The organism is Stenotrophomonas sp. SKA14 (genome assembly GCF_000158575.1).
In the GTDB taxonomy this organism is placed as follows: Bacteria; Pseudomonadota; Gammaproteobacteria; order Xanthomonadales; family Xanthomonadaceae; genus Stenotrophomonas; species Stenotrophomonas forensis.
Genome location: NZ_DS999412.1, coordinates 4,284,396 through 4,304,511 on the forward strand (window position 1 = coordinate 4,284,396; position 20,116 = coordinate 4,304,511).

The following is a 20,116-nucleotide window of genomic DNA, read 5'->3' on the forward strand; positions in this document are numbered from 1 at the left end:
CTGCGGTGTTCACTGGCATCCTGTGGCGGTATTCAAGCCGCATAGTTAGCCACAAGCCGCATCAGCGTGGCATCTACGGTCCGTTCAGGCGGGTCGCCGCAGGGCCGCTGGCGGCCCATGCAGCCGCGTTCCACCACACAGGAGCAACAATGGGCATCACCTCCGTGGCCGGCGTTCCGGTCCAACCCCAGCACCGCGCAACCTGCCACTGCGGCACGGTCGAACTGCTGCTGGATCTGCCGGACGGCATCGTCGACCCACGCCGCTGCGACTGCTCGATGTGCCGGCGCCGTGGCGCCATCGCCGCCAGCGTGACCCGCGAGGGCCTGCAGGTCGTGCGCGGGCAGAACCACCTGCGGCTGTACCAGTTCAACACGCATGTGGCCGAGCACTACTTCTGCGGTGTGTGTGGCATCTACACCCACCACCGCCGTCGCTCCAACCCCGAGCAGTACGGCTACAACGTGGCCTGCCTGGAGGGCATCGACCCGTTCGCGCTGGGCGTGATCCCGGTCAACGATGGGGTCAACCACCCGGCCGACCGCATCGCCTAGTGCCGCGTACGTCGCAGCGGTGCCGCCACTTTCTGCCAGGGCGCCATGCCGCTGCGGCCGGCCCGCGCCGGGCGCTTCAGCCAGGGCCGGCGGGGTGCGGCCTGCGGCTCGACAGCGACCGGGGGAGGAAGGGGTCTACGGCCGGGCCAGAGATGATCGAGCAGCCACATGGCGGATCTCCGTGGGGGACGGGGACGATCGAGACTAGGCGCTGGCCGGCATAGGGGGCGTGAGGCGACGAAGTCTCGGCGATGACACGTTATTGCGAATCATCTGCAACAATCGGGTGAAGTCCCGATAATCCGCGGAGATCTTCGGTGGACCGACCGCCATGCCCGCCCGCCGCACCCTGCTCTCGCTTGCCCTCGCCCTGCCCGGCAGCCTCGTCGCGCACGCCGCATTGGCCGACGCAGGCTACCCACGGGGGGCACCGGCACCATCACCTATCGGTTCTGATCACAGCCAACGCTGGCCGCCGCAGCAGTCCGTGCAGCAGCACGGCGCAGGCAGCGGTCAGCAGCGCCAGCACCCGCAGCAGTATCGCCAGCGCTTCGGCACTGGCCTGCTGCAGGTGTTCGCCGCGCATCGCCGGAAGCAGCGCCTGCGCCTGTGCATGCGCACCGGTCGCCAGATAGGCCCCGGCCCTGGCCAGCGACGCAGGTGACGCGCCCTGCAGCCGCTGGCCGATCAGCAGCGCAAGCAAGGCGGTCACTGCGGCCAAGGCGATGCCTTCACCGGCCACCCGCACCGTTCCGAAGATGCCGGCGGCCATCCCCGCACGCTGCACCGGCACCACGCTGACCGACAGCCCATCCATCAAGCCCCACGGCAACGCCGTTCCGGCACCGATCAGCATCAGCAACGGCACCCACTGCGAGGGCGACGGGTGCGACGCATGGCGCGACAACAGGTACAGGCCGAGGGCACAGACCAGCAGGCCCAGCGTGCACAGTCGCGCACTTCCGATGCGCTCGGCCCAGCGCGCGGCCAGCATCGGAAGTACCAGCATCGGCGTGGACAGGGCCAGCATCTGCAATCCGACCGCGGTCGCGCTTTGCCCGTGCACCCCCAGCAACTGCAGCGGCAGCACCACCAGCAGCACCACGTAGCCGAAGCAGGTGGCCACCGGCAGCAGCTGGACACCGAGGAACGCCGGCTGCGAGAACAATGAGAGGTCCAGCAGCGGTGCGTGGTGCAACCGTTCGATGCAGACGAACACCCCGCCCAACAACAGCGTCGCCAGCAGCGCCAGCTGCACGCGCAGGGCATGCAGGCCGGATTCTCCCAGCCATAGCAGGGACAGGGTCAGCGCTGCCAGCATCAGGCTGAAGCCGAGCATGCCGCCGAGGTCCAGGTGTCCGCGCTCGCCGTGACTTTCAGGCAACACGCGCGCGCCCAGTACGAAGGCCGCCAACGCCAGCACACCCCCGGCGGCGAACACGCTGCGCCACCCCAGTGCCTGCAGCAGAAGGCCGGCAAGCAGCGGCCCCAGTGCCAACCCTGCACCGAAGGTCGTGCCCAGCAGAGCAAAGATGCGGGCGCGTGCTGGTCCCTGCCAGGCCTGCGCCAATGCGGCGGTGCCGGACGCCAGCGCTGCTGCAGCGGCAACGCCCTGCAGCCCGCGCGCCAGGTCCAGCCACAGCAGCGTGGGAGCCACGCAGACGACGGCTGTGGTGGCGGTGAACCCGACCGTGCCCAGCAGGAACAGCCGCCGCCGGCCATAGCGGTCGGCCAGGCCACCGGCAGCAAGCAACAGGCTGCCGAAGGTGAGCATGAACGCATTGGTCACCCACGCCAGCGCGGTGGGTGACGCCGCCGCCGAACGGGCCAGCACCGGCACCGCGACCGCACCGGCCGAGAAGGACAACGGTAATGCCAGCGCGGCCAGGCAGACGGCAAGCAGCATCCAGCGCTGCTGCGCACGGACAGGCAAGGGGAGCATCGAAACCGGGGCCATGCGGGCCTCCATCCATCAGGGGCATTGATGATGGACAGGCCGTTATTGATGAAAAACTGGCTCGATGGACGTTGATTGCGGCCTGATGCTCCGCAATCATGCCGGCATGGACTCCATCTCTGCCCTGCTCGCCTTCGTCCGCACTGCGGAGGCGGGCAGCATCGTCGGTGCAGCCCGCGTTCTCGGCCTGTCAGCGTCGGCGGTCGGCAAGCGCATCGCCCGCCTCGAGCAGGACCTGGGTACGCGCCTGTTCCATCGCACCACCCGCCGCGTACACCTCACCGATGAGGGCGATCTGCTCCTGCAACGCTGCCGGCGCGCCCTGGACGAGCTGTCCGAAGCGCAGGCGGACCTGGCGCAGCGACAGCACGCGCCCAGTGGGCTGCTGCGCATCGGGCTGCCGACCATCGGCTATCGCTTCCTGCTGCCGGTGCTGCCGGGGTTCCAGCAGCGCTATCCACAGGTGCAGCTGGAACTGGATTTCAATGACCGCATCGTCGATGTGGTCAGCGAAGGCCTCGACGCGGTGATACGCAGCGGTGAGCTGGCCGATTCCAGCTTGACCGCGCGGCGGCTGGGCGGGTTTCGTTTCATGCTCTGTGCGGCGCCGGGTTATCTGCAGGCGCGCGGCACGCCCGGTGATGTCAGCGAGCTGCGCATGCATACCGCGCTGCGCTTCCGCTACCCGACCACCGGGAAGCTGCATCCGTGGCAGCTGCCAGGCGTCGAAGGCGATGCCGGAGCGGGCCTGCCGACGGCGATGACCTGCAACAACATGGAAGCGCTGCTGGCCGCCGCCATCGGGCGCATGGGCCTGGCCTGGATGCCGGACTTCCTTGCCGCCGACGCGCTGGCCGATGGCCGCCTGCAACGGGTACTGCCTGCACTGCCCACACACCAGGGGCAGTTCTCGCTGCTATGGCCGGGTGGACGCCACCCCAGCGCGCGGCTGCGGGTATTCATCGACTACGCCGTGGCGCATCTGTTCCAGGGCGAACACGCCTAAGCGGCCAGCAGGATCAGCTCGCGTTCGCGGCGTCCAGGAAATTGCACAGCACCGGCGAAGGTTGCTCAGGGCGCACGCACAGCTGCAGGGTGAAGCGCGCTGCTTCGCCGGCCACCGTCCGGTAGACGATCTCCTCCGGACGGAAACTGCTCATGCTGGCCGGCACGATTGCCACGCCCGCATCCACCGCCACCAGCGACAGCACTGCATGCATGCCCTGCGCTTCCTGCACCACGCGCGGGGTGAATCCCGCCGCGGTGCACAGGCCCAGCACCTGTGCGTGGAAGCCGATGCCCTCGCCCGCTGGCCACGACACGAAGGGTTCATCGGCCAGCATCGCCACGCTCACTTCGGGCAACGCGGCCAATGCATGCGCACGCGGCAACGCAATCGCCAGATGGTCATGATCAAAGTCGCGCAGCTGTAGTTCGGCGGCAGGAATCGGTGGAATCAACACACCCACATCGATGCGCTGCTCTCTCAACCACAGCTGCTGCTGGCGGGAGGTCGCCTCCTGCAGATGCAGCCGCACCCGCGGATACTGCTGGCGGAAGCGGCGGATCAAACCGGGCAGCCGACCGTACAGGGCGCTGCCGACATAGCCCACCTGCAGGCTGCCGCTCTGCCCTGCGGCGGCTTCACGGGTGCGCTGCAGCGCCTGTTAGGCCTGCTGCAGCGTCGCGCGCGCTTCCACCAGCAAGGTCTGCCCGGCGACGGTCAGGCCCAGGGTACGGTTGCCACGCACGATCAGTTCGCTGCCCAGCTCGTCTTCCAGCCGCCGTATCGCCGCCGTCAGCGGTGGCTGCGACATGTGCAGCCGGGCGGCGGCGCGGTGGAAGTGCAGCTCTTCGGCCACGGCCACGAACTGGCGGAGCAGGCGCAGGTCGATCATCTCGATGCAGGTGGTGGGAATCCGGCTAGGGTACGCCCTCAGCTGCGCACGTCCACACTGGCGCGGGCGATGGCCGGCCACTGCAGGGCCACCGACTCGATGCTGTCGGCGCTGACCGCGCGCAGATCGCGCGGATATGCAACGTGTTCCGCTTCCTGCAGGCGCAGCGCATGGAACTGGCCATTGCTTGCACGCAGCACCCATCCGCCGCCCTGGCAGCGCGTCGATGCCAGAAAGGCCACGCCCTGCGCGACTGCCTCCGGATGCAGCTCATCCGGCTCGCCGTCGATGCCCCACATCCGCGTCTTGGCTACTGGCGAAACCGCGTTGACCACGATGCCCTGCGCTGCACCTTCCAGTGCCAGCACATTGGCCAGGCCGAGCGCGGCCAGCTTGCCCATCGCATAGGCGGAAAGGCCGCGTTGCGCATACTGCGGATACAGCGCGCGATCGGACGTGGTGATGACGATGCGGCCACCGCCCGCCGCGCGCATCGCCGGCCACGCCGCCTGCGCCAACCACAGAGGTGTCTTCGCGGCCAGGCACAGCATCCGCTCCAGCGCATCGTCTTCGACTGCTTCCAGCGCCTGGTACTCCACCCAGCCAGCATTGTGGATCAGGAAATCGATGCGGCCATGCTGCTGCAGCATCTCCTGTACCAGGGCGTGGCAACCGGCACGATGATCGATGGGATCACTGACGGCCTGCACCGACAGCCCACGCGCCTGCAACGCGTCGGCACTGTGCTGGATGCGCAGCGGATTGGTGCCACAACCATTGGTGTCGGCACCGACGTCGTGCATCACCACGTGCGCACCACGTTCGGCCAGCAGGCGACTGTAGGCCAGGCCCAGTCCACCGGCGGCACCGGTCACCAGCCCCACTTGGCCTTCAAAGGAAATTCGGGAAACAGGTTGCATCCGCACAGCTTCAACCACGGGCGAGGGCACCGGCCAATACCGTTGACCACTCCCCACGATACGCCCGCGCTATCACCCGAAAAGGGGACGGAGGGGATTAAGTCGCTTCCGGCACACAAGGGGCAATAGCGACCTAATCCCCTCCGTCCCCTTTTTCCTAGCGGCTGAAGCGGCGCGCGCCGGCCACGCAGACCACCGCGCCCAGTGTTACCAGCACCATGCCAGCGCTGACCGCTTCGTGCAGCAGCAGCGCTGCCAGGGCCAGGCCGAAGAACGGTTGCAGCAGCTGCAGCTGGCCGACCGCGGCGATACCGCCCTGGGCCAACCCGCGGTACCAGAACAGAAAGCCGACCAGCATGCTGAACACCGCCACGTAGCCCAGCGCCCACCACGCAGGCGCGCCCACCGCGGCGAACGAGGCCGGCCGCATCACCACGCTCAGCGGCAGCATCACCGGCAAGGCCAGCAGCAGTGCCCAGCTGATCACCTGCCAGCCGCCGAGATGGCGGGCCAGCCGGCCGCCTTCGGCATAGCCGAGCCCGCAGGCAAGGATCGCGGCCAGCATCAGCAGGTCGGCCTGCAGCGAGGCCTCGATGCCGTTGCGCATTGCGTAGCCGACCACGCAGGCACTGCCCAGCATCGAGAACAGCCAGAACGCCGGGCGCGGCCGCTCGCCGCCGCGCAGCACCCCGAACAGTGCGGTACTTAGTGGCAGCAGGCCGACGAACACGATGGTGTGCGCCGATGACGCATGGCGCAGCGCCAACGCGGTCAGCAGCGGAAAACCGACCACCACGCCAAGACTGACCACCACCAGCCCCGGCAGGTCACTGCGCCGCGGCCAGGGCTGGCGCAACAGCAGCAACAGGCCAAGGCCAAGCACCGCGGCAATGGTAGCGCGTGCAGCGGTGACGAACCCGGCGTCAAGTTCAAGCACCGCCAGGCGGGTGGCCGGCAACGAGCCGGCGAAGATCACCACACCGATGAAGCCATTGATCCAACCGCTCGCTGACCGTTCCACGCCTGCATTCCTGTCATGCCGGGCATTGCCCGGCGGAACCTGCATGGGAACATCCATCGACGGGTGCGCCCCAGCTACAATCCAGTACAGTCGCAAGTAACTGTACTGCCAACACTTCCACTACAGTCCCGCCATGTCGCGTCCGCTCACCCGCATCGAATCAGTCATCCAGACCGTCCGCAGCCGCATCAGCGCGCGCGTGGATGGCCCCGGTTCCCGCCTGCCGTCGGTGCGCGCGCAGGCGGCAGCGATGGGCGTATCGGTCTCCACCGTGGTCGAGGCCTACGAGCGCCTGGCGGCTGAAGGGGTGATCAGCGCGCGTGCGGGTTCGGGCTTCTACGTCAGTGGCCCGGCCGCACCGCTGGCGCTGGCCGCGATGGAGCCGCGGCTGGATCGCGTGGTGGACCCGCTGTGGGTGTCGAGGCAATCGCTGGAGACGCCCGCGGGCCACCTCAAACCGGGCTGCGGCTGGATGCCCAGCGACTGGCTGTACCAGGACGGCATGCGTCGCGGCCTGCGCCGGCTGGCACGTGTCGATGCTGCGCAGCTGGTCGACTATGCCGGCCCGCTCGGTCTGCCCGCATTGCGCCAGCTGTTGCAGCGGCGTGCTGCCGCACTGGGCATCGACGCGCCGATGGAACAGATCCTGCTGACCGAATCGGGCACGCACGCGGTCGACCTGATCTGCCGCTTCCTGCTCAAGCCCGGCGACTGCGTGCTGGTGGATGACCCCAGCTACTTCAACTACCACGCGCTGCTGAAGGCACACCAGGTGCAGGCTGTAGGCGTGCCGTACACCCACACCGGGCCGGACCTTGATGCGTTCGCGCAGGCGCTGCAGGCGCATTCGCCGCGGCTGTACATCACCAATTCGGGCCTGCACAACCCGACCGGCGCCGTGCTTTCCGCCAGCACCGCTCACCGCCTGCTGGGCCTGGCCGAGCGCAGCGAACTGATCATCGTCGAGGACGACATCTTCGCCGATTTCGAGCTGCAGCCTGCGCCGCGGCTGGCCGCGCTGGATGGTCTGTCGCGGGTGATCCACGTCGGCAGTTTTTCCAAGACGCTGTCGGCGGCGTCGCGGTGCGGTTACATCGCGGCGCGCCACGACTGGATCGACGCGCTGACCGACCTGAAGCTGGCAACCAGCTTCGGCGGCGGCCATCTGGCGATGCAGCTGATGCACATCGCGCTGACCGACAGTGGCTATCGTCGCCACATGCAGTCGGTGCGTTCGCGCCTGGCCGATGCACGCCGGCATACGCTACGGAAACTGCACACGCTGGGCATCACACCGTGGCTGCAGCCCGAAGCCGGCCTGTTCCTGTGGTGCCAGCTGCCCGACGGCCGCGATGCCGCCGCACTGGCGCGGCACTGCCTGCGCCAGGGCATCGTGCTGGCACCGGGCAACGCCTTCAGCCAGTCGCAGCGCGCGGCCGACTACCTGCGCTTCAATGTCTCGCAATGCCAGGACCCGCGCATCTGGCAGGTGTTGGCACAGGCCTTGCGCTGAGCACGATGCCGGTGCCCTGCGGCACGGGCACTTGCGTGCCACGGTACAGTGGTAATTCCCCGTTGCAGGAATGCGCGCATGTCTTCGTTTTCCGATCCGCAGGCCGTGGCCCGCTATGCCGAGGGCCCGCTGCGCCAGGTGCCGGGCTACCTCGCCCTGCAGCAGATGAGTCGCCTGCTGCTGGCCGAACGGGTCCCCGTGCAGGGGCGCGTGCTGGTGCTGGGCGCCGGTGGCGGCCTGGAGCTGAAAGCCTTTGCCGAGGCACAACCGGGCTGGCAGCTGCTGGGCGTGGACCCGGCCGCACCGATGCTGGCCCTGGCTGAGCAGACGCTGGGCCCGTTGAACGCACGCGTTGAACTGCTGGAAGGCTACATCGACGATGCTCCGGACGTGCGCTTCGACGGCGCCAGCTGCCTGCTGACCCTGCACTTCCTCGACGCCACGCAACGCCTGCATACGCTGCGCGAACTACACAAGCGACTGCGCACGGGTGCGCCCCTGGTGGTCGCCCACCACAGCGTGCCGCAGGATCCGGACGGCAAGCTGCGCTGGTTGCAGCGCTATGCGGCGTTCGCAGAAGCCTCTGGCGTTGCGCGCGTGGATGCGCAGCGTGCGATCGAGGCCATTGCCGAGCGGCTGCCGTTGCTGTCACCCGAGCAGGAGGTCGCGCTGCTGCAGGAGGCAGGCTTCGACGACGTGGAGCTGTTCTACGCCGGCTTCAGCTTCAAGGGCTGGGTAGCCTACGCAAAGTGATGCGGCCGGACCGTCATCACGGCACCACAGTGATGCCGATCCGCTGCATCAGCAGCGCCACCTGCTGCACGTCCAGCCGTGCGCCACGCAGGTTGGTGCTGCGCAGGTCCAGCTCACCCAACTCGGAATTGGTCAAGTCGCAATCGGTGAAATTGGCGCTGTTCCAGTCGATGCCCTCGAACTGGCCACCGGACAGGTCCGAGCCGGCGAAGCTGGCGCCGCTCACATTGGCGCCGTCCCAGCGGTTCTCCCACAGCTCGCACTTCTCCAGCGTCACCCGCGAGAAATTGGCGTAGCGCAGGTTCGACTTCTTGATGAAGCCGCTGCAGAACCCGCTGCGCGTGGTGATCTGGTTCATGAAGCTGGCGTTGCTGAAATCCGCGCCCTGTGCGCGGCACTCGCTGATCTCCAGGCCCAGCGCCTTGATGAAATTGAAGTGGCACATGCTGATGTCGCAGCCACGGAAGCTGGCCTCCTTCAGCGTGGCACCGTTGAAGCGACACCCGGTGCGGCTGTCGGCGTCGTAGAAGCTGCAGTTGATGAACTCGGTCGCGGTCAGATCCGCGCCGGAGAAATCGCATTGCTGGAACTGCTGGTCGACCACTTTCTGGCCGGTGTACTGGTCGGCGCCGATCCGCAGCTTGTGGTGAACGATGGGGGACATCAGGGATTCCATGCCAAGTGCCCCGCCATGATGCCGGGCCGCAAAGGCGATCCATAGACCCCGGGCGCGGCCGGGTTCACCGGCAGTCCAGCCACCCTGTGTCCACCTCGGCCACATGCATGTTGTTGCACGTTCATGCACGAATGTGCACACTTGCGACATGAGTTCCGATCCCAGCCCCCTTGCCGCCCAGCGCCCCCAGCAGATCCTTGAGGAACTGCGTCAGCAGGGCCGCGTGGTGGCCGCCGACCTGGCGCGTCGCTATGCCGTTTCCGAAGATTCGATCCGCCGCGACCTGCGCGAGCTGGCGGCGCAGGGCCTGTGCCAGCGCGTCTACGGCGGGGCCGTGCTGCCACCGCCGAAGGAACGCCCGCTGCGTGAACGCCTGACCCGCGATCGCGGCGACAAGGCAGAACTGGCCGCGCGCGTCTGCGCCCTGCTGCAGCCCGGCCAGGTGGTACTGCTCGATGCCGGGTCGACCAACCTGGCCATCGCCCAGCAGCTGCCCGCCGCGTTGGGATTGACGCTGATCACCAACGCGCCGCAGATCGCCACCGCCGCCAGCGTGCATGAAGGCACCACCGTACAGCTGATCGGCGGCCGCCTGGCCAGCGGTGGCGGCGCGGTCGGTTCCGAAGCGCTGGCCCAGGTGCAGCGCCTGCGCGCCGATGTGTACCTGCCGGGCCCGTGCGCGGTGGACGGCGACACCGGCGTGTGGGCGATGGATTCGGAAGAAGCCACGCTGAAGCGCGCGATGGTGGCGTGCAGCAGCCGCGTCATCGTCGCTGCCACCACTGAAAAGCTCGGCGCGCGCGGCCACTGGCAGATCGCCAGCCTGGACGAGATCGACGATCTGGTGCTGACAACGTCAGCGCCTCCCGCACTGGCCGCCCGCTTCCGTGCCGCCGGCATCACCGTGCATCCCACCCTGCCCTGACCGAACCGCCCATGCCTCTTGCCACCCGCGCGCGTGCCGAACAGCACGCGACCCGCGCTGCGTTCTTCATTCCCGGCTTCGCTACCGCGTTGTGGGCCACGCTGGTGCCTTTCGCCAAGTCACGCACGGACATCAACGATGCCACGCTGGGCCTGGTGCTGCTCTGCCTGGGTGCCGGTTCGCTGCTGGCGATGCCGCTGTCCGGCGTGCTAGCCGCGCGCCTGGGCTGCCGTCGGGTGATGGTGGCCAGCACGCTGCTGATCTGCCTCAGCGTGCCCGGGCTGGTCCTGGCCGACACGGCCTGGCTGCTGGGACTGGTGTTGTTCGTGTTCGGTGCCGCGGTGGGGGCGATGGACTGCACGATGAACGTGCAGGCAGTGATCGTCGAGCGCGAAGCCCGGCGCGTGATGATGTCCGGCTTCCATGCCTTCTTCAGCATCGGCGGGTTCCTTGGTGCGGCCGCCATGACCGTACTGCTTTCGGCACGGCTGCCACCGTTGGCGTCTGTGCTGATCGGCGTAGGCGCCATGCTGCTGGTGATGCTGTTGTCGGCGTCGCACTGGCACCGCGAGCGCATGCCGCATGACACGCCGATGCTGGCGATGCCGCACGGCGTGGTGCTGTTCATCGGCGTTCTGGCATTCATCGCCTTCCTCGGCGAAGGCGCGATGCTGGACTGGAGTGCGGTGTTCCTCAGCGACGTACGTCGTGTGGACGCCAGCCTGGCCGGCATCGGCTATGTGACCTTCACCCTGACCATGACCGTCGCGCGCCTGTTCGGCGATGCGCTGGTGGCACGCGTCGGTCGCCAGCGCGCGATCGTGTTCGGCGCCCTGCTCGCCGCCAGCGGCGTGCTGGTGCTGACCCTGGTTACGCCCTGGCAGGCATCTCTGGCCGGCTACGTGCTGGTGGGCCTGGGCTGCGCCAACATCGCACCGGCGCTGTTCTCGCTGGCCGGCCACCAGACCCGGATGCCCGGTGCGCTGGCGATCACGGCGGTGTCCACGCTGGGCTTCGCCGGCATCCTCGCGGGCCCGGCGCTGATCGGCTTCGCCGCCAATCACTTCGGTCTGATCGCCGCGTTCATCGGCGTGGCGACCGCCCTGTTGCTGGTGGCGGTGTCCACGCGCTGGCTGCGGGTGTGACCCGCCGCATCAGCGCCGTCGACGCCGCACCTTCATCCGCACACGCCGATAGCCGATCACGGTAGCGGTCGCACATAGCGCAGTACCCGCCACGCTCAGCAGCAGCAACACGCCCAGTCGCGCGATGTCCTGCCGCAGCATCGCCGGCAGGTCCCAGCTGTGCAGGAAGTAGAACAGCCAGCGCCCCACCCGCTCGCGGTGCCCCATCGTCAACAGCGGGTCACCGCTTCCCAGGTCGAGGTAGACACGCGTCGCCTCGGCATCACCGAAGTCCGCAACCGCCACCGGAAAGCGACGCACGGCCGCACCGTTCATGGCCTCGGGCGCGCGCGGATAGAAGTAGGCATCAGGCGACTGCAGCAGCGAGAAACCCTGCATCGGTGCATGCGAGATCGCCCGCGCCTTCAGCTGCAACCACGCCACCGGCAGGTGGCGCGATACCTGAAGCCGCCCTTCAGCCATGGACACGATGCGGGTATCGCCCTGCCCATCCAGCAGCAGCGCGAACAGCTCGCCGCCGATGCGCCGCCACTGGATTTCCACCGGCCGGAAACGCGCATCGCCGGCCACCGCCAGCAACGCCGACGGTTCGGCCAGCGTCCCGTCCACCGCCACCCTGCCGCCACGATAGCGCCCGGGGTCGATCGCATCGCGGGTACTGCTGAACACACCCAGCGGATTCATCGACATCAAGCCGCTGAAGATCCAGGTGAACACGAATGCAGCAGCGACCAGGCCGATCAGGTGGTGCCAGCGCATCCAGGGTTCGACATACGGCGTCTTCGCGCCCGACCGGTAATGACCACGGAAGCGCCAGCGCCACACACCGACCACGATGCCGCTGACGGACGCCACCGTGCACAGCCCCGACAGCACGATCACCACCCACGTCCATACTGGATCCACCGATTGCATGCGCAGGAAATACAGCCAGTGCAGCCACGCACCCACATAGTTCCAGCGCTGCTGCACATGCGGCGCATCCAGCATCACCTCGCCCGTGTGCGAGGACACGTACAGGTCCCCAGGCTGGGGACCACCCACCTCGACCCGGTACAGCGGCCGATGTGCATCCAGCGCGCGTGAGTGTGTCCATCGATCCTCATCCACGCGCATTGCGCCGACGAAGGCCTGCCCGCCGGCAAACTGCGCGGCCGACGCTTCAGCTTGCTGTGCCGACACCGGCAGCAGCGCCTGGCCTGTCCGCGCCGACCACGCACCGATGTTGCTGCCGCCACGCACCACATAGGTGGGTTCGCCACGCAGCGTGGTCAGCGCCACGGCTTCCGGCTCAGCCTGGACAGCGCCTGGCAGCGCCGACAACCCTCGCCAATCGACGGCATCACCCAGCACCGGCAGCGCCGCCAGGCGCTCACCGGGTGTCAACTTCGGATAGCCGATGAACAGCATCACCATGCCGCTGACGAACCACAGCAACATCAACAGGCATCCGCCGATGCCCAGCCAGCGATGCACCAGGTAGGTCCAGCGCTTGGCGGTGGATCGCAGCGACATGGTTGGCACCCTCAGAAGCGATGGTCGAGCGTGAATTCAACGCGCCGGTCCGCACCCAACAACCACTGTGTGCTGGTGTAGTACGCGGTGGCGTAGTACGCCTTGTCGAACACATTGAACAGGCGTGCAGTCACCCGCGTCCGCGGCGCGGACTGCCAGGACAACGCCAGGTCGGTGGTGCTGTAGCCCGGCAGCTCCAGCGTGTTGGCGTTGTCGGCGTAGCGCTTGCCGACGTAGCGCGCGCCGCCGGCCAGGGTCCACTCGGGCAGGAACTGCCAGCTCAACCACACGTTGGCCAGGCGTTCGGCCACGTTCGGCGGCACATTGCCGTCGCGCGAGATCAGCACCGGTGGCGTCCCCGTGGTTTCCAGGAAGTCCTCGAACTCGGCCTTCAGCACCGTCGCGTTGGCATCGAGCGACCAGTGCGGCGCGAAGTCCCAGTTCAACGAAGCCTCGATGCCACGCGAGGTCTGCGCGCCCACCTGCACCCGGCGGTCGGGCTGCAGCGGGTCGCGGCTGAGCAGACCGGTCTTGCGGATGCGGTACGCAGCCAGCGTCCACTCGCCGCCGTCGAAGGCCTGCTTCAAGCCCACCTCCACCTGCCGGCCCTTGGCCAGGTCGAACGCCCCGTTGGCCGGGCTGATCATCAACAGGCCACTGACCGGGTCCGCCGCCTGCGAGTACTGCGCATACAGGCTCAGCGTCGGGCGCAGCGCAAACACCGTGCCCGCGCGCCACCCGGTGCTGCTGTAGGTCTTCGAGAACGCACGCTGGCCGCTTATCAGATCGGTGCGATCAATGTCGGCACGATCGTGGCGCAGCCCACCCAGCACCGACCAGCGCTCACTCAGTGCCAGCCGGTCCTCCACGAACAGCGCGTACTGCTCGGCGCGGTTGCGGTAACGCGGCAGATTCGGCGCATCGCTGACGAACGTGCCGGGCACCGGATGGAACGGATCGACCGGGCCCGAACTGCCGGCATAGGTGTTGTTGGTGTGCTTGAAGTGCGCACGGTTGGCATCCAGCCCCACCGCGAAACTGTTCGCCAGGCCGCCCACCTCACCCTGCACCCGCAGCGTCGAGGTCAGCCCGGTCTGGTCCTGGTTGTGGGTGATCTGGGTATTGCCGGACCGATCGATCAGGCCGCTACGCGGGTTGTAGACATAGGCCTCGGCGTTGCGCCAGTCGCGCTGGCTGTCGATCTGGTAGACGCGGGTGCGCCACTCCACGTTCGCAGTGGGCGTCCACAGCGCGTCGAGCTGAGTCCAGCGGTCACGGAAACGGATCTGGCTGTCTTCCACGTTGTAGTTGCGGTGGCGCAGCGCGTCCAGCTGGCGACCGTCGACCAGCGGCGTGCCGAAGTAGCGCATCGGCTGCTGCTGGCCCTGCGCATGAGTAAGGGTCAGCTGCAGGTCATCACGCGGCTGCCACAGCAGCGCACCGGAGAAGGTGGCGTCGCTGTTGCGCCCGCGATCGACCCACCCGGCGCTGTAATTGCCACTCATGTCCAGCCGGTACGCCAGCGCCGGGGTCAGCGCGCCGCCGCTGCCGAAACCGAGGCGTGCGGTGTCCTCACTGCCGACGGTCACGCTGACTTCGTTCTCGATGGCGCCGCGCGAGGGCTTCTTCGGCACGATGTTGATGACCCCGCCGATCGCGCCGTCGCCATGGATCACCGAGGCCGGCCCACGCAGCACTTCGATGCGCTCGATCGACCAGGTATCGAACGGGAAGGTGATGCCCACGCCGCCGTACTGGCGCAATCCGTCATACAACCGCATCACCGACGCCCCATCGGTGAAACCACGGCTGGACAGCGCGCTCAGGCCGTTGCCGGGATGCGGCATGGCACTGATCGCACCTGCCCGGCTGATCGCATCGTTGAGGTTGGTATCGCCGCGCTGCTCCAGCTGGTCGCGCGAAATCACGGTCAGGCTGGCCGGCGTCTGCAGCACGCTCAGGCCCAGCGCGGAGCCCGCGCTGGCGGTGGAAGACAGCTCACTGCTGCGGGTGTCGACCACGCGCACGGTATCCAGCGTGGTAGGAGGCGCCGCATCGGCGGCAAGGACAGGTGTCGCCTGCAGAAGCAAGGTGCACAGCGCAGGCAGCAGCGCCCGGCGCAGGCGCGCGGAGTTGGGGTTGGTTTTCATTGGGTCACGGCATGCAAGGCCACCCCGCATTGCAGGGCAGCAATCAGAAAGGGATAGGCACGCGCGGGCGGGCACCGGCCGTGGCCGGCAACCTCATGGCAGGAAGATCACTGCAGCGCGGGTGCGGCTCAGGCGGCCCTGGGGACCGGTGGCCCACGCGCTCCCAGGGTGCCGCTGATCCGTTGCGGCAGGGCCTGCACCGCACCGCGCAACGCGCGGCAGACCGGCGTCATCGGTGCCAACAGCAGCAATGCTGCCACCAACAGGGTGATCATCCGTGCGGCGATCAGGCAGTAATCGCAGTCCACGCCCATCTCATGATCGGCATGGGGGTCGGCAGCAGGCTTCGGGGCCGCGTCGCCGTGCTGCATCGCCATCGCATGGTGGTCGTGGTGGCCCTCCACCGCATGCGGTGCGTGCAGGCTGTGGTCCATCGCCGCCACCGCTGCGCTGGCCGCAACGTGGCCATGCGCCAGCCAGCGGCTCACCAGCGGGGCGAGCAGCACCAGCAGCATGGCAAGCCATGCCAGGGCCTGGAACCGGCGGTGGAGAACAGAACGGCGCACGTCGCCATTCTACGGGGCCTCGCCCAACCTTGGACCGCGTTCAGGGTTGCTGCACAGGCGGTGCGACGTTATGACGCAGCCCCCGTCGAGCAGCGCGCTGCGTACTCCGGTGGGGACGGAAGGCGACCACACCGGCCCCTTCCGTCCCCACGCGGCACCGCTAGAACCGGGCGGGCTGCCGCACAGCGCGTTCCAGGAACATGACGCCCGCCTGCAGGCTGTTGCGGGCGTTCTCCAACCAGCGCTCCGGATCGGCGACCGCGAATCGCTCCTGCGCATCCACATCACCCGAATCGGTCAGGTCGGCCAACTGCAGATGGATGTGGTGCTCCACCAGGCTCACCAGCACGGCGAGCTCGGCCGACACTCCGGCGATGCGTTCGGTGAATCCAGCGTCGTTGCTGTTCAGAGACATGTCCCCTGTTCCTATGCGTTGCGGTGTTGATGGATGGCTTCGTAGCGCTCGGCACAGGCAGGCCCACAGAACAGCCTGGCCGGATCGTTGTTGAAGTCTTCGCTGCAGTCCGGGTTGTGGCATTCCCCAATGGGTGTGAGAGGGGCAACAGTGCGGGCCCGCGTTGCGTGCTGGGCCAATGCCTGTTGCAGATGGCGCGCTTCCAGTTCCTGCGCTTCGTCGATGGTGTCCGTCATGCCGGCTGTATTTTATCGGGGGGTGGTCGCACCGATTGAGAACGCATCGACGGCGTTGGATGAGTCGCTCCCGGCATCGGTTCGGCGTTTGTGGTTGCAGTGGATTTCAGGCATGCAGGCTCCTTGTGCATGGGCGCCCGGAAGGGCGAAAGGCGTGTGGGAAGGCCGCATCTGGCGGCAACGGCATCATCGGAAAAACGGTTCTCGCCAACTGCGACACGCCGCCGCAGGAGCGACAATCTGCGAACGTCATCGCAGATCCTCATGACACCCGGCCACGCTGTCGGGCTCAGGGATGCAAGGTGTCGCAAGGTGTTGCAAAAGAGGGGTCATTCCGACACCATGGCCGCATCACCGCCTCCCCTCTGCTGCTGGCCCTGCCGCGTCGGCCGGTCGCCACGTGCACCGTGCCTGGCATGAATCACGCAGCGCATCGACAGGCTGCGGTGAACCGGACCACGCTTCAAGGGGCTTCGCCGAATGCACACATCGCACCCAGCGCAGGACGTCGTTCCTGCGTTCCTGCAGGTCATGCACGCGCACGGCATCGTGCCGGACGCCCGCGGCCGCGAGGCACTCAATGCCGACGGCACGCTGGTGCGCTTCCATGTGCAGGGTGATCGCCCTGGCACTCGCAATGGGTGGGCCGTACTGTTCGGTGACCAGGTCCCGGTCGGCGAGTTCGGCAGCTGGCGCACCGGCACCCGTCATGCCTGGTGCGCGAAGTCACCCGGCACGCTCAGCGCCGCCGAACAGCGCGCCATCCGTCACCGCCAGGAGGAAGCCCGTGCCGAACGCGAGCAGCAGCAGCGCGAACGCGAGGAGGCCGCCGCCAAGGCTGCCAACGTGCTTTGGAACCGCGCTGTACCTGCGGACAGCAGCCATCCGTATCTGGTACGCAAGGGCATCCCTGCGCATGGCCTGCGGGTGGCGCCGTGGCCGGTACGCAACAGCGACGGCCTGGTCTTCCGCCACATCGACAACACGCTGCTGGTGCCGGTGATGAACGCTGCCGGTCGGATCGTCTCGCTGCAGGCGATCTTCCCGCGCATGGAACCCGCACTGGGGCGCGACAAGGACTTCCTGTCCGGTGGCCGCAAACAGGGATGTTTCCATGTCATCGGAAAACCGCTCGCTGCGCAGCCGATCGCCATCGCCGAGGGCTATGCCACCGCCGCCTCCATCCATCAGGCCACCGGCTGGTGCGTGGTGGTCGCCTGGGATGCGGGCAACCTCGCCGCAGTCGCCCGCGCCTGGCGCAGCGCCGTGCCCGACGGTGTGTTCGTTCTCTGCGCGGACAACGATCAGTGGACCCGGCAGCCCGTGGACAATCCCGGCGTCACCCAGGCAACGCGCGCCGCCGCGGAGATCGATGCACGCGTGGCATGGCCCGAGTTCTCCGCGGTGCACGGTGACAGTGACCGCCCGACCGACTTCAACGACCTGCACCTGCGCGAGGGGCTGGAGGCGGTCCGCGCGCAGCTCCTGCCGCCGCCAGCCGCCGTGGTGGAAGATGACATGGCCGGCGACGTCGCACCTTCGGCAGCCAGCGCGAGCTATCAGGTGCCCGGCAACCTGTCTGCGTTCGATGCCTTCACGCCTTTCCCGGATACCAGCCCGCGCGGCCGCCCATTGCCCACCGCGCGCAATCTGGCCGAACTGTGCCGGCGCACCGGCGTGACCGTGCGCTACAACGTCATCCGCAAGGACCTGGAGATCCTGGTGCCGGGCCTGCAGAGCACGGTGGACAATGCCAAGGAAGTGGCTGCCGGTGAAGTGATGGACTGCATGCACCGCGCCGGCATGACCACCGCCAGCTTCGAAACCAACCTGTGCCAGGTGGCCGAAGCCAACCCCTACAATCCGGTCGCCAGCTGGATCACCTCACGCCCATGGGACGGGCAGTCCCGCCTGCAGGCGTTCTTCGATACGGTGCAGGAAGCGCAACCCACGCGCATGGCCGACGGGCACATCCTGAAGGAAGTACTGATGCGACGCTGGCTGGTCTCCGGCGTGGCGGCGGCCTTTGAACCGGATGGCGTGGTGGCGCGGGGTGTGCTGACGTTCGTTTCGAAACAGAATCTGGGCAAGACACGCTGGGCGCGGCAGCTGGCACCGCCGGAACTGCAGCTGATCGCCGACGGCGTGGTGCTCGATCCGGCCAACAAGGACAGCATCAAGCAGGTCATCTCCAAGTGGATCGTCGAGCTGGGTGAAGTGGATGCCACCTTCCGCCGCACCGATATCGCCGCGCTGAAATCGTTCATCTCGCGCAGCCATGATGAGATCCGCCGCCCGTACGCGCGCAACGAATCGCGCTATGCGCGCCGCACCATCCTGTTTGCCAGTGTCAATGACGAGCGCTTCCTGCGCGACGCGACCGGCAACACGCGCTGGTGGACCGTGCATGCCGTGGCACTGGGCGAACCGGCGCGGATCGACATGCAGCAGGTGTGGGCCGAGGCTCATGCGCTGTACTGCGACGGCGAGACCTGGCACCTGTCCGCCGAGGAACTGGACGCGCTGAATGCCACCAACAGCGAGCACGAACCGATCTCGCCGATCGCCGAACTGATCGACCGCCGCTTCGACTGGTCCCTGCCTACCGAGCACTGGAACGCGCACTACCGCGCCACCGAGATCGTCATTGCCGCGGGCATCGACAAGCCGAACCGCCGCGACGTCAACGAGGCGGCCGCCTATGTGGTGAAACGTCATGGCGTACGTACGCGCGTGGTGGGCAAGGAGCGGGCCAAGGTCTGGCTGATGCCGCCGCGCAGGCTCAGCCTCGGCGAGCAGGCGGCAGGCCCGTTCTGATGCCGGGTGCCCACGGGGTGTGCATTGGAGGGGCGCGCGGCCCAACGGCCGCACCAATCAAGATACAAGTAGATGAAAGGTGTTGACTAGAAGAGCCCACGGAGGCAAGATGCCTGTATCGGCCACGCCACCTTCCAGGAGCGCTTGCGTCATGCCTCGTCCCCAACTTCATGCCTTCGAAGGCGAGCAGCTGACCGTGCGGCAGATCCACCAACGGGTACCGGTGTTGTCCGAACGGACCATCCGCGATCACCTTGCCGCTGGCCGCCGCACGCGCACCGCCATGCTGTGCTTTGACCCTGTCGCGGCCGCCGCCCGCGGGGGGCGCATCACCCAGCGCCTGCTGCGCGCGCGCGGTGCTGCCGGTCGCGATTCCTGACCGCCGCCGCTCACCGTCTTCTTTCAGGAGTAGATTCCGCATGATCCCCGCCTCCCTCGACAGCGGCCACCGCATGATCGCCGACACCCTGGCCGCATTCGGTACCGGCCCCGCCCTGGGCCGCACTCCGCTGCGGCCTGCCCCGCAGGCAGCCGGTCCGCTCTACATCGGCATCGCCGGCGCCACGCATGCGGGCAAGGACACCCTGGCCAATGGACTGGCCTCGGCGCTGGCGCTGCCCTGCGACAGCTTTGCTACCCCGCTGCGGGCGCTGGCTGAGCTCATCCCTCAGCAGCTGATGCAGGGCACCGGCACCGGATCGGGGCGTGATTGCATTCTCCCCGAACTGCGGGTGCGCTCGTTGTTCGCACGCCTGCCTGCAGGCGGACTGGTGCCGGATGTGCGCGTGATCGATGAAGCCCGCGCGATCCGCCGTCGTGGCGGTGTCGTGATCCGCGTCAGCCGTCCGGGCCATGCCAGCGAACAGCCCTTGCCGGATCATCTGGTCGACATCGAAGTAGACAATGACGGCACGCCAGCCGATCTGGTGCGCAGGACGCTGGACCAGCTGTTGTCGCGCGGAGTGATCTGAGCACGGCGCATCATCGCGTGCCCCCGCTTCCCGCCCATCCAAGCGCAGGTCGCGACCCATCATCGGCGAAAATGATGTAAGGTC

General features: G+C 67.8%; 20 protein-coding genes. 9 read left to right on the forward strand and 11 right to left on the reverse strand.

What is annotated here, in order from left to right:
- The first annotated feature begins 149 nt into the window (after positions 1-149).
- Complete coding sequence (locus SSKA14_RS19450; RefSeq protein ID WP_008265247.1) at positions 150-554, forward strand: GFA family protein; 405 nt, start codon at positions 150-152, stop codon at positions 552-554.
- Positions 555-993: 439 nt separating this feature from the next.
- Here the strand turns inward: SSKA14_RS19450 and SSKA14_RS19455 are convergent, their stop codons facing one another.
- Positions 994-2,511, reverse strand: coding sequence for an MFS transporter (locus SSKA14_RS19455; RefSeq protein WP_040008639.1), 1,518 nt, complete (start codon positions 2,509-2,511; stop codon positions 994-996).
- Positions 2,512-2,617: 106 nt separating this feature from the next.
- Here SSKA14_RS19455 and SSKA14_RS19460 point away from each other — a divergent pair, with 106 nt between their 5' ends.
- Positions 2,618-3,517, forward strand: coding sequence for a LysR substrate-binding domain-containing protein (locus SSKA14_RS19460; protein ID WP_040009842.1), 900 nt, complete (start codon positions 2,618-2,620; stop codon positions 3,515-3,517).
- Between the two features lie 13 nt (positions 3,518-3,530).
- Here SSKA14_RS19460 and SSKA14_RS19465 read toward each other — a convergent pair whose 3' ends face one another.
- From SSKA14_RS19465 to SSKA14_RS19475, 4 genes are all read right to left on the reverse strand, one after another.
- Positions 3,531-4,172: a LysR family substrate-binding domain-containing protein gene (locus tag SSKA14_RS19465; protein ID WP_269724187.1), complete on the reverse strand. Its 642-nt coding sequence runs from the start codon at positions 4,170-4,172 to the stop codon at positions 3,531-3,533.
- 6 nt (positions 4,173-4,178) lie between these two features.
- The gene (locus SSKA14_RS24230) at positions 4,179-4,409 is read right to left on the reverse strand and encodes a LysR family transcriptional regulator (protein ID WP_008267940.1); all 231 of its coding nucleotides are present in this window, start codon (positions 4,407-4,409) and stop codon (positions 4,179-4,181) included.
- A 38-nt stretch (positions 4,410-4,447) separates the two neighbouring features.
- Positions 4,448-5,284 (reverse strand): SDR family oxidoreductase, encoded by an 837-nt coding sequence (locus SSKA14_RS19470; RefSeq protein WP_232281415.1) that lies wholly within the window; start codon positions 5,282-5,284, stop codon positions 4,448-4,450.
- Positions 5,285-5,486: 202 nt separating this feature from the next.
- Positions 5,487-6,350 carry a DMT family transporter gene (locus SSKA14_RS19475; RefSeq protein WP_040009844.1) on the reverse strand — a complete coding sequence of 288 codons (864 nt, stop codon included), beginning with the start codon at positions 6,348-6,350 and terminating at the stop codon, positions 5,487-5,489.
- A 133-nt stretch (positions 6,351-6,483) separates the two neighbouring features.
- Here SSKA14_RS19475 and SSKA14_RS19480 point away from each other — a divergent pair, with 133 nt between their 5' ends.
- A complete protein-coding gene (locus SSKA14_RS19480; protein WP_008264794.1) occupies positions 6,484-7,863 on the forward strand; it encodes a PLP-dependent aminotransferase family protein in 1,380 nt (459 codons plus the stop codon).
- A gap of 78 nt (positions 7,864-7,941) precedes the next feature.
- Positions 7,942-8,616 carry a class I SAM-dependent methyltransferase gene (locus SSKA14_RS19485; protein ID WP_008265813.1) on the forward strand — a complete coding sequence of 225 codons (675 nt, stop codon included), beginning with the start codon at positions 7,942-7,944 and terminating at the stop codon, positions 8,614-8,616.
- Positions 8,617-8,632: 16 nt separating this feature from the next.
- On the opposite strand, the gene smqnr is transcribed toward SSKA14_RS19485, so the two are convergent.
- Positions 8,633-9,280, reverse strand: a complete 648-nt coding sequence (gene smqnr, locus SSKA14_RS19490) for a SmQnr family pentapeptide repeat protein (RefSeq protein WP_040008643.1) — start codon at positions 9,278-9,280, stop codon at positions 8,633-8,635.
- Between the two features lie 160 nt (positions 9,281-9,440).
- On the opposite strand from smqnr, the gene SSKA14_RS19495 reads away from it, so the two are divergent.
- The gene (locus SSKA14_RS19495; protein ID WP_008267884.1) at positions 9,441-10,217 is read left to right on the forward strand and encodes a DeoR/GlpR family DNA-binding transcription regulator; all 777 of its coding nucleotides are present in this window, start codon (positions 9,441-9,443) and stop codon (positions 10,215-10,217) included.
- Positions 10,218-10,228: 11 nt separating this feature from the next.
- Positions 10,229-11,362 carry an MFS transporter gene (locus SSKA14_RS19500; protein ID WP_008266295.1) on the forward strand — a complete coding sequence of 378 codons (1,134 nt, stop codon included), beginning with the start codon at positions 10,229-10,231 and terminating at the stop codon, positions 11,360-11,362.
- Positions 11,363-11,371: 9 nt separating this feature from the next.
- On the opposite strand, the gene SSKA14_RS19505 is transcribed toward SSKA14_RS19500, so the two are convergent.
- From SSKA14_RS19505 to SSKA14_RS23595, 5 genes are all read right to left on the reverse strand, one after another.
- The gene (locus SSKA14_RS19505; RefSeq protein ID WP_008266300.1) at positions 11,372-12,877 is read right to left on the reverse strand and encodes a PepSY domain-containing protein; all 1,506 of its coding nucleotides are present in this window, start codon (positions 12,875-12,877) and stop codon (positions 11,372-11,374) included.
- 11 nt (positions 12,878-12,888) lie between these two features.
- A complete protein-coding gene (locus SSKA14_RS19510) occupies positions 12,889-15,027 on the reverse strand; it encodes a TonB-dependent receptor (protein WP_008267129.1) in 2,139 nt (712 codons plus the stop codon).
- Between the two features lie 128 nt (positions 15,028-15,155).
- On the reverse strand, positions 15,156-15,542 hold the full coding sequence (locus SSKA14_RS19515; protein ID WP_008265366.1) for a DUF2946 family protein: 387 nt from the start codon (positions 15,540-15,542) through the stop codon (positions 15,156-15,158).
- Positions 15,543-15,753: 211 nt separating this feature from the next.
- Positions 15,754-16,008: a hypothetical protein gene (locus SSKA14_RS19520; RefSeq protein ID WP_008265192.1), complete on the reverse strand. Its 255-nt coding sequence runs from the start codon at positions 16,006-16,008 to the stop codon at positions 15,754-15,756.
- Positions 16,009-16,019: 11 nt separating this feature from the next.
- Positions 16,020-16,244: a hypothetical protein gene (locus SSKA14_RS23595; protein WP_008265251.1), complete on the reverse strand. Its 225-nt coding sequence runs from the start codon at positions 16,242-16,244 to the stop codon at positions 16,020-16,022.
- A 480-nt stretch (positions 16,245-16,724) separates the two neighbouring features.
- Between SSKA14_RS23595 and SSKA14_RS19530 the strand changes: the two genes are divergently transcribed.
- The 3 genes from SSKA14_RS19530 (at position 16,725) to SSKA14_RS19540 (ending at position 20,032) form a co-directional block, all read left to right on the forward strand.
- Complete coding sequence (locus SSKA14_RS19530; RefSeq protein ID WP_008267093.1) at positions 16,725-19,061, forward strand: VapE domain-containing protein; 2,337 nt, start codon at positions 16,725-16,727, stop codon at positions 19,059-19,061.
- A 151-nt stretch (positions 19,062-19,212) separates the two neighbouring features.
- Positions 19,213-19,440 (forward strand): hypothetical protein, encoded by a 228-nt coding sequence (locus SSKA14_RS19535; RefSeq protein WP_008268745.1) that lies wholly within the window; start codon positions 19,213-19,215, stop codon positions 19,438-19,440.
- 40 nt (positions 19,441-19,480) lie between these two features.
- Entirely contained in the window at positions 19,481-20,032 is a 552-nt protein-coding gene (locus tag SSKA14_RS19540) for a hypothetical protein (RefSeq protein ID WP_008268393.1), read from the forward strand.
- The last annotated feature ends 84 nt before the right edge of the window (positions 20,033-20,116 follow it).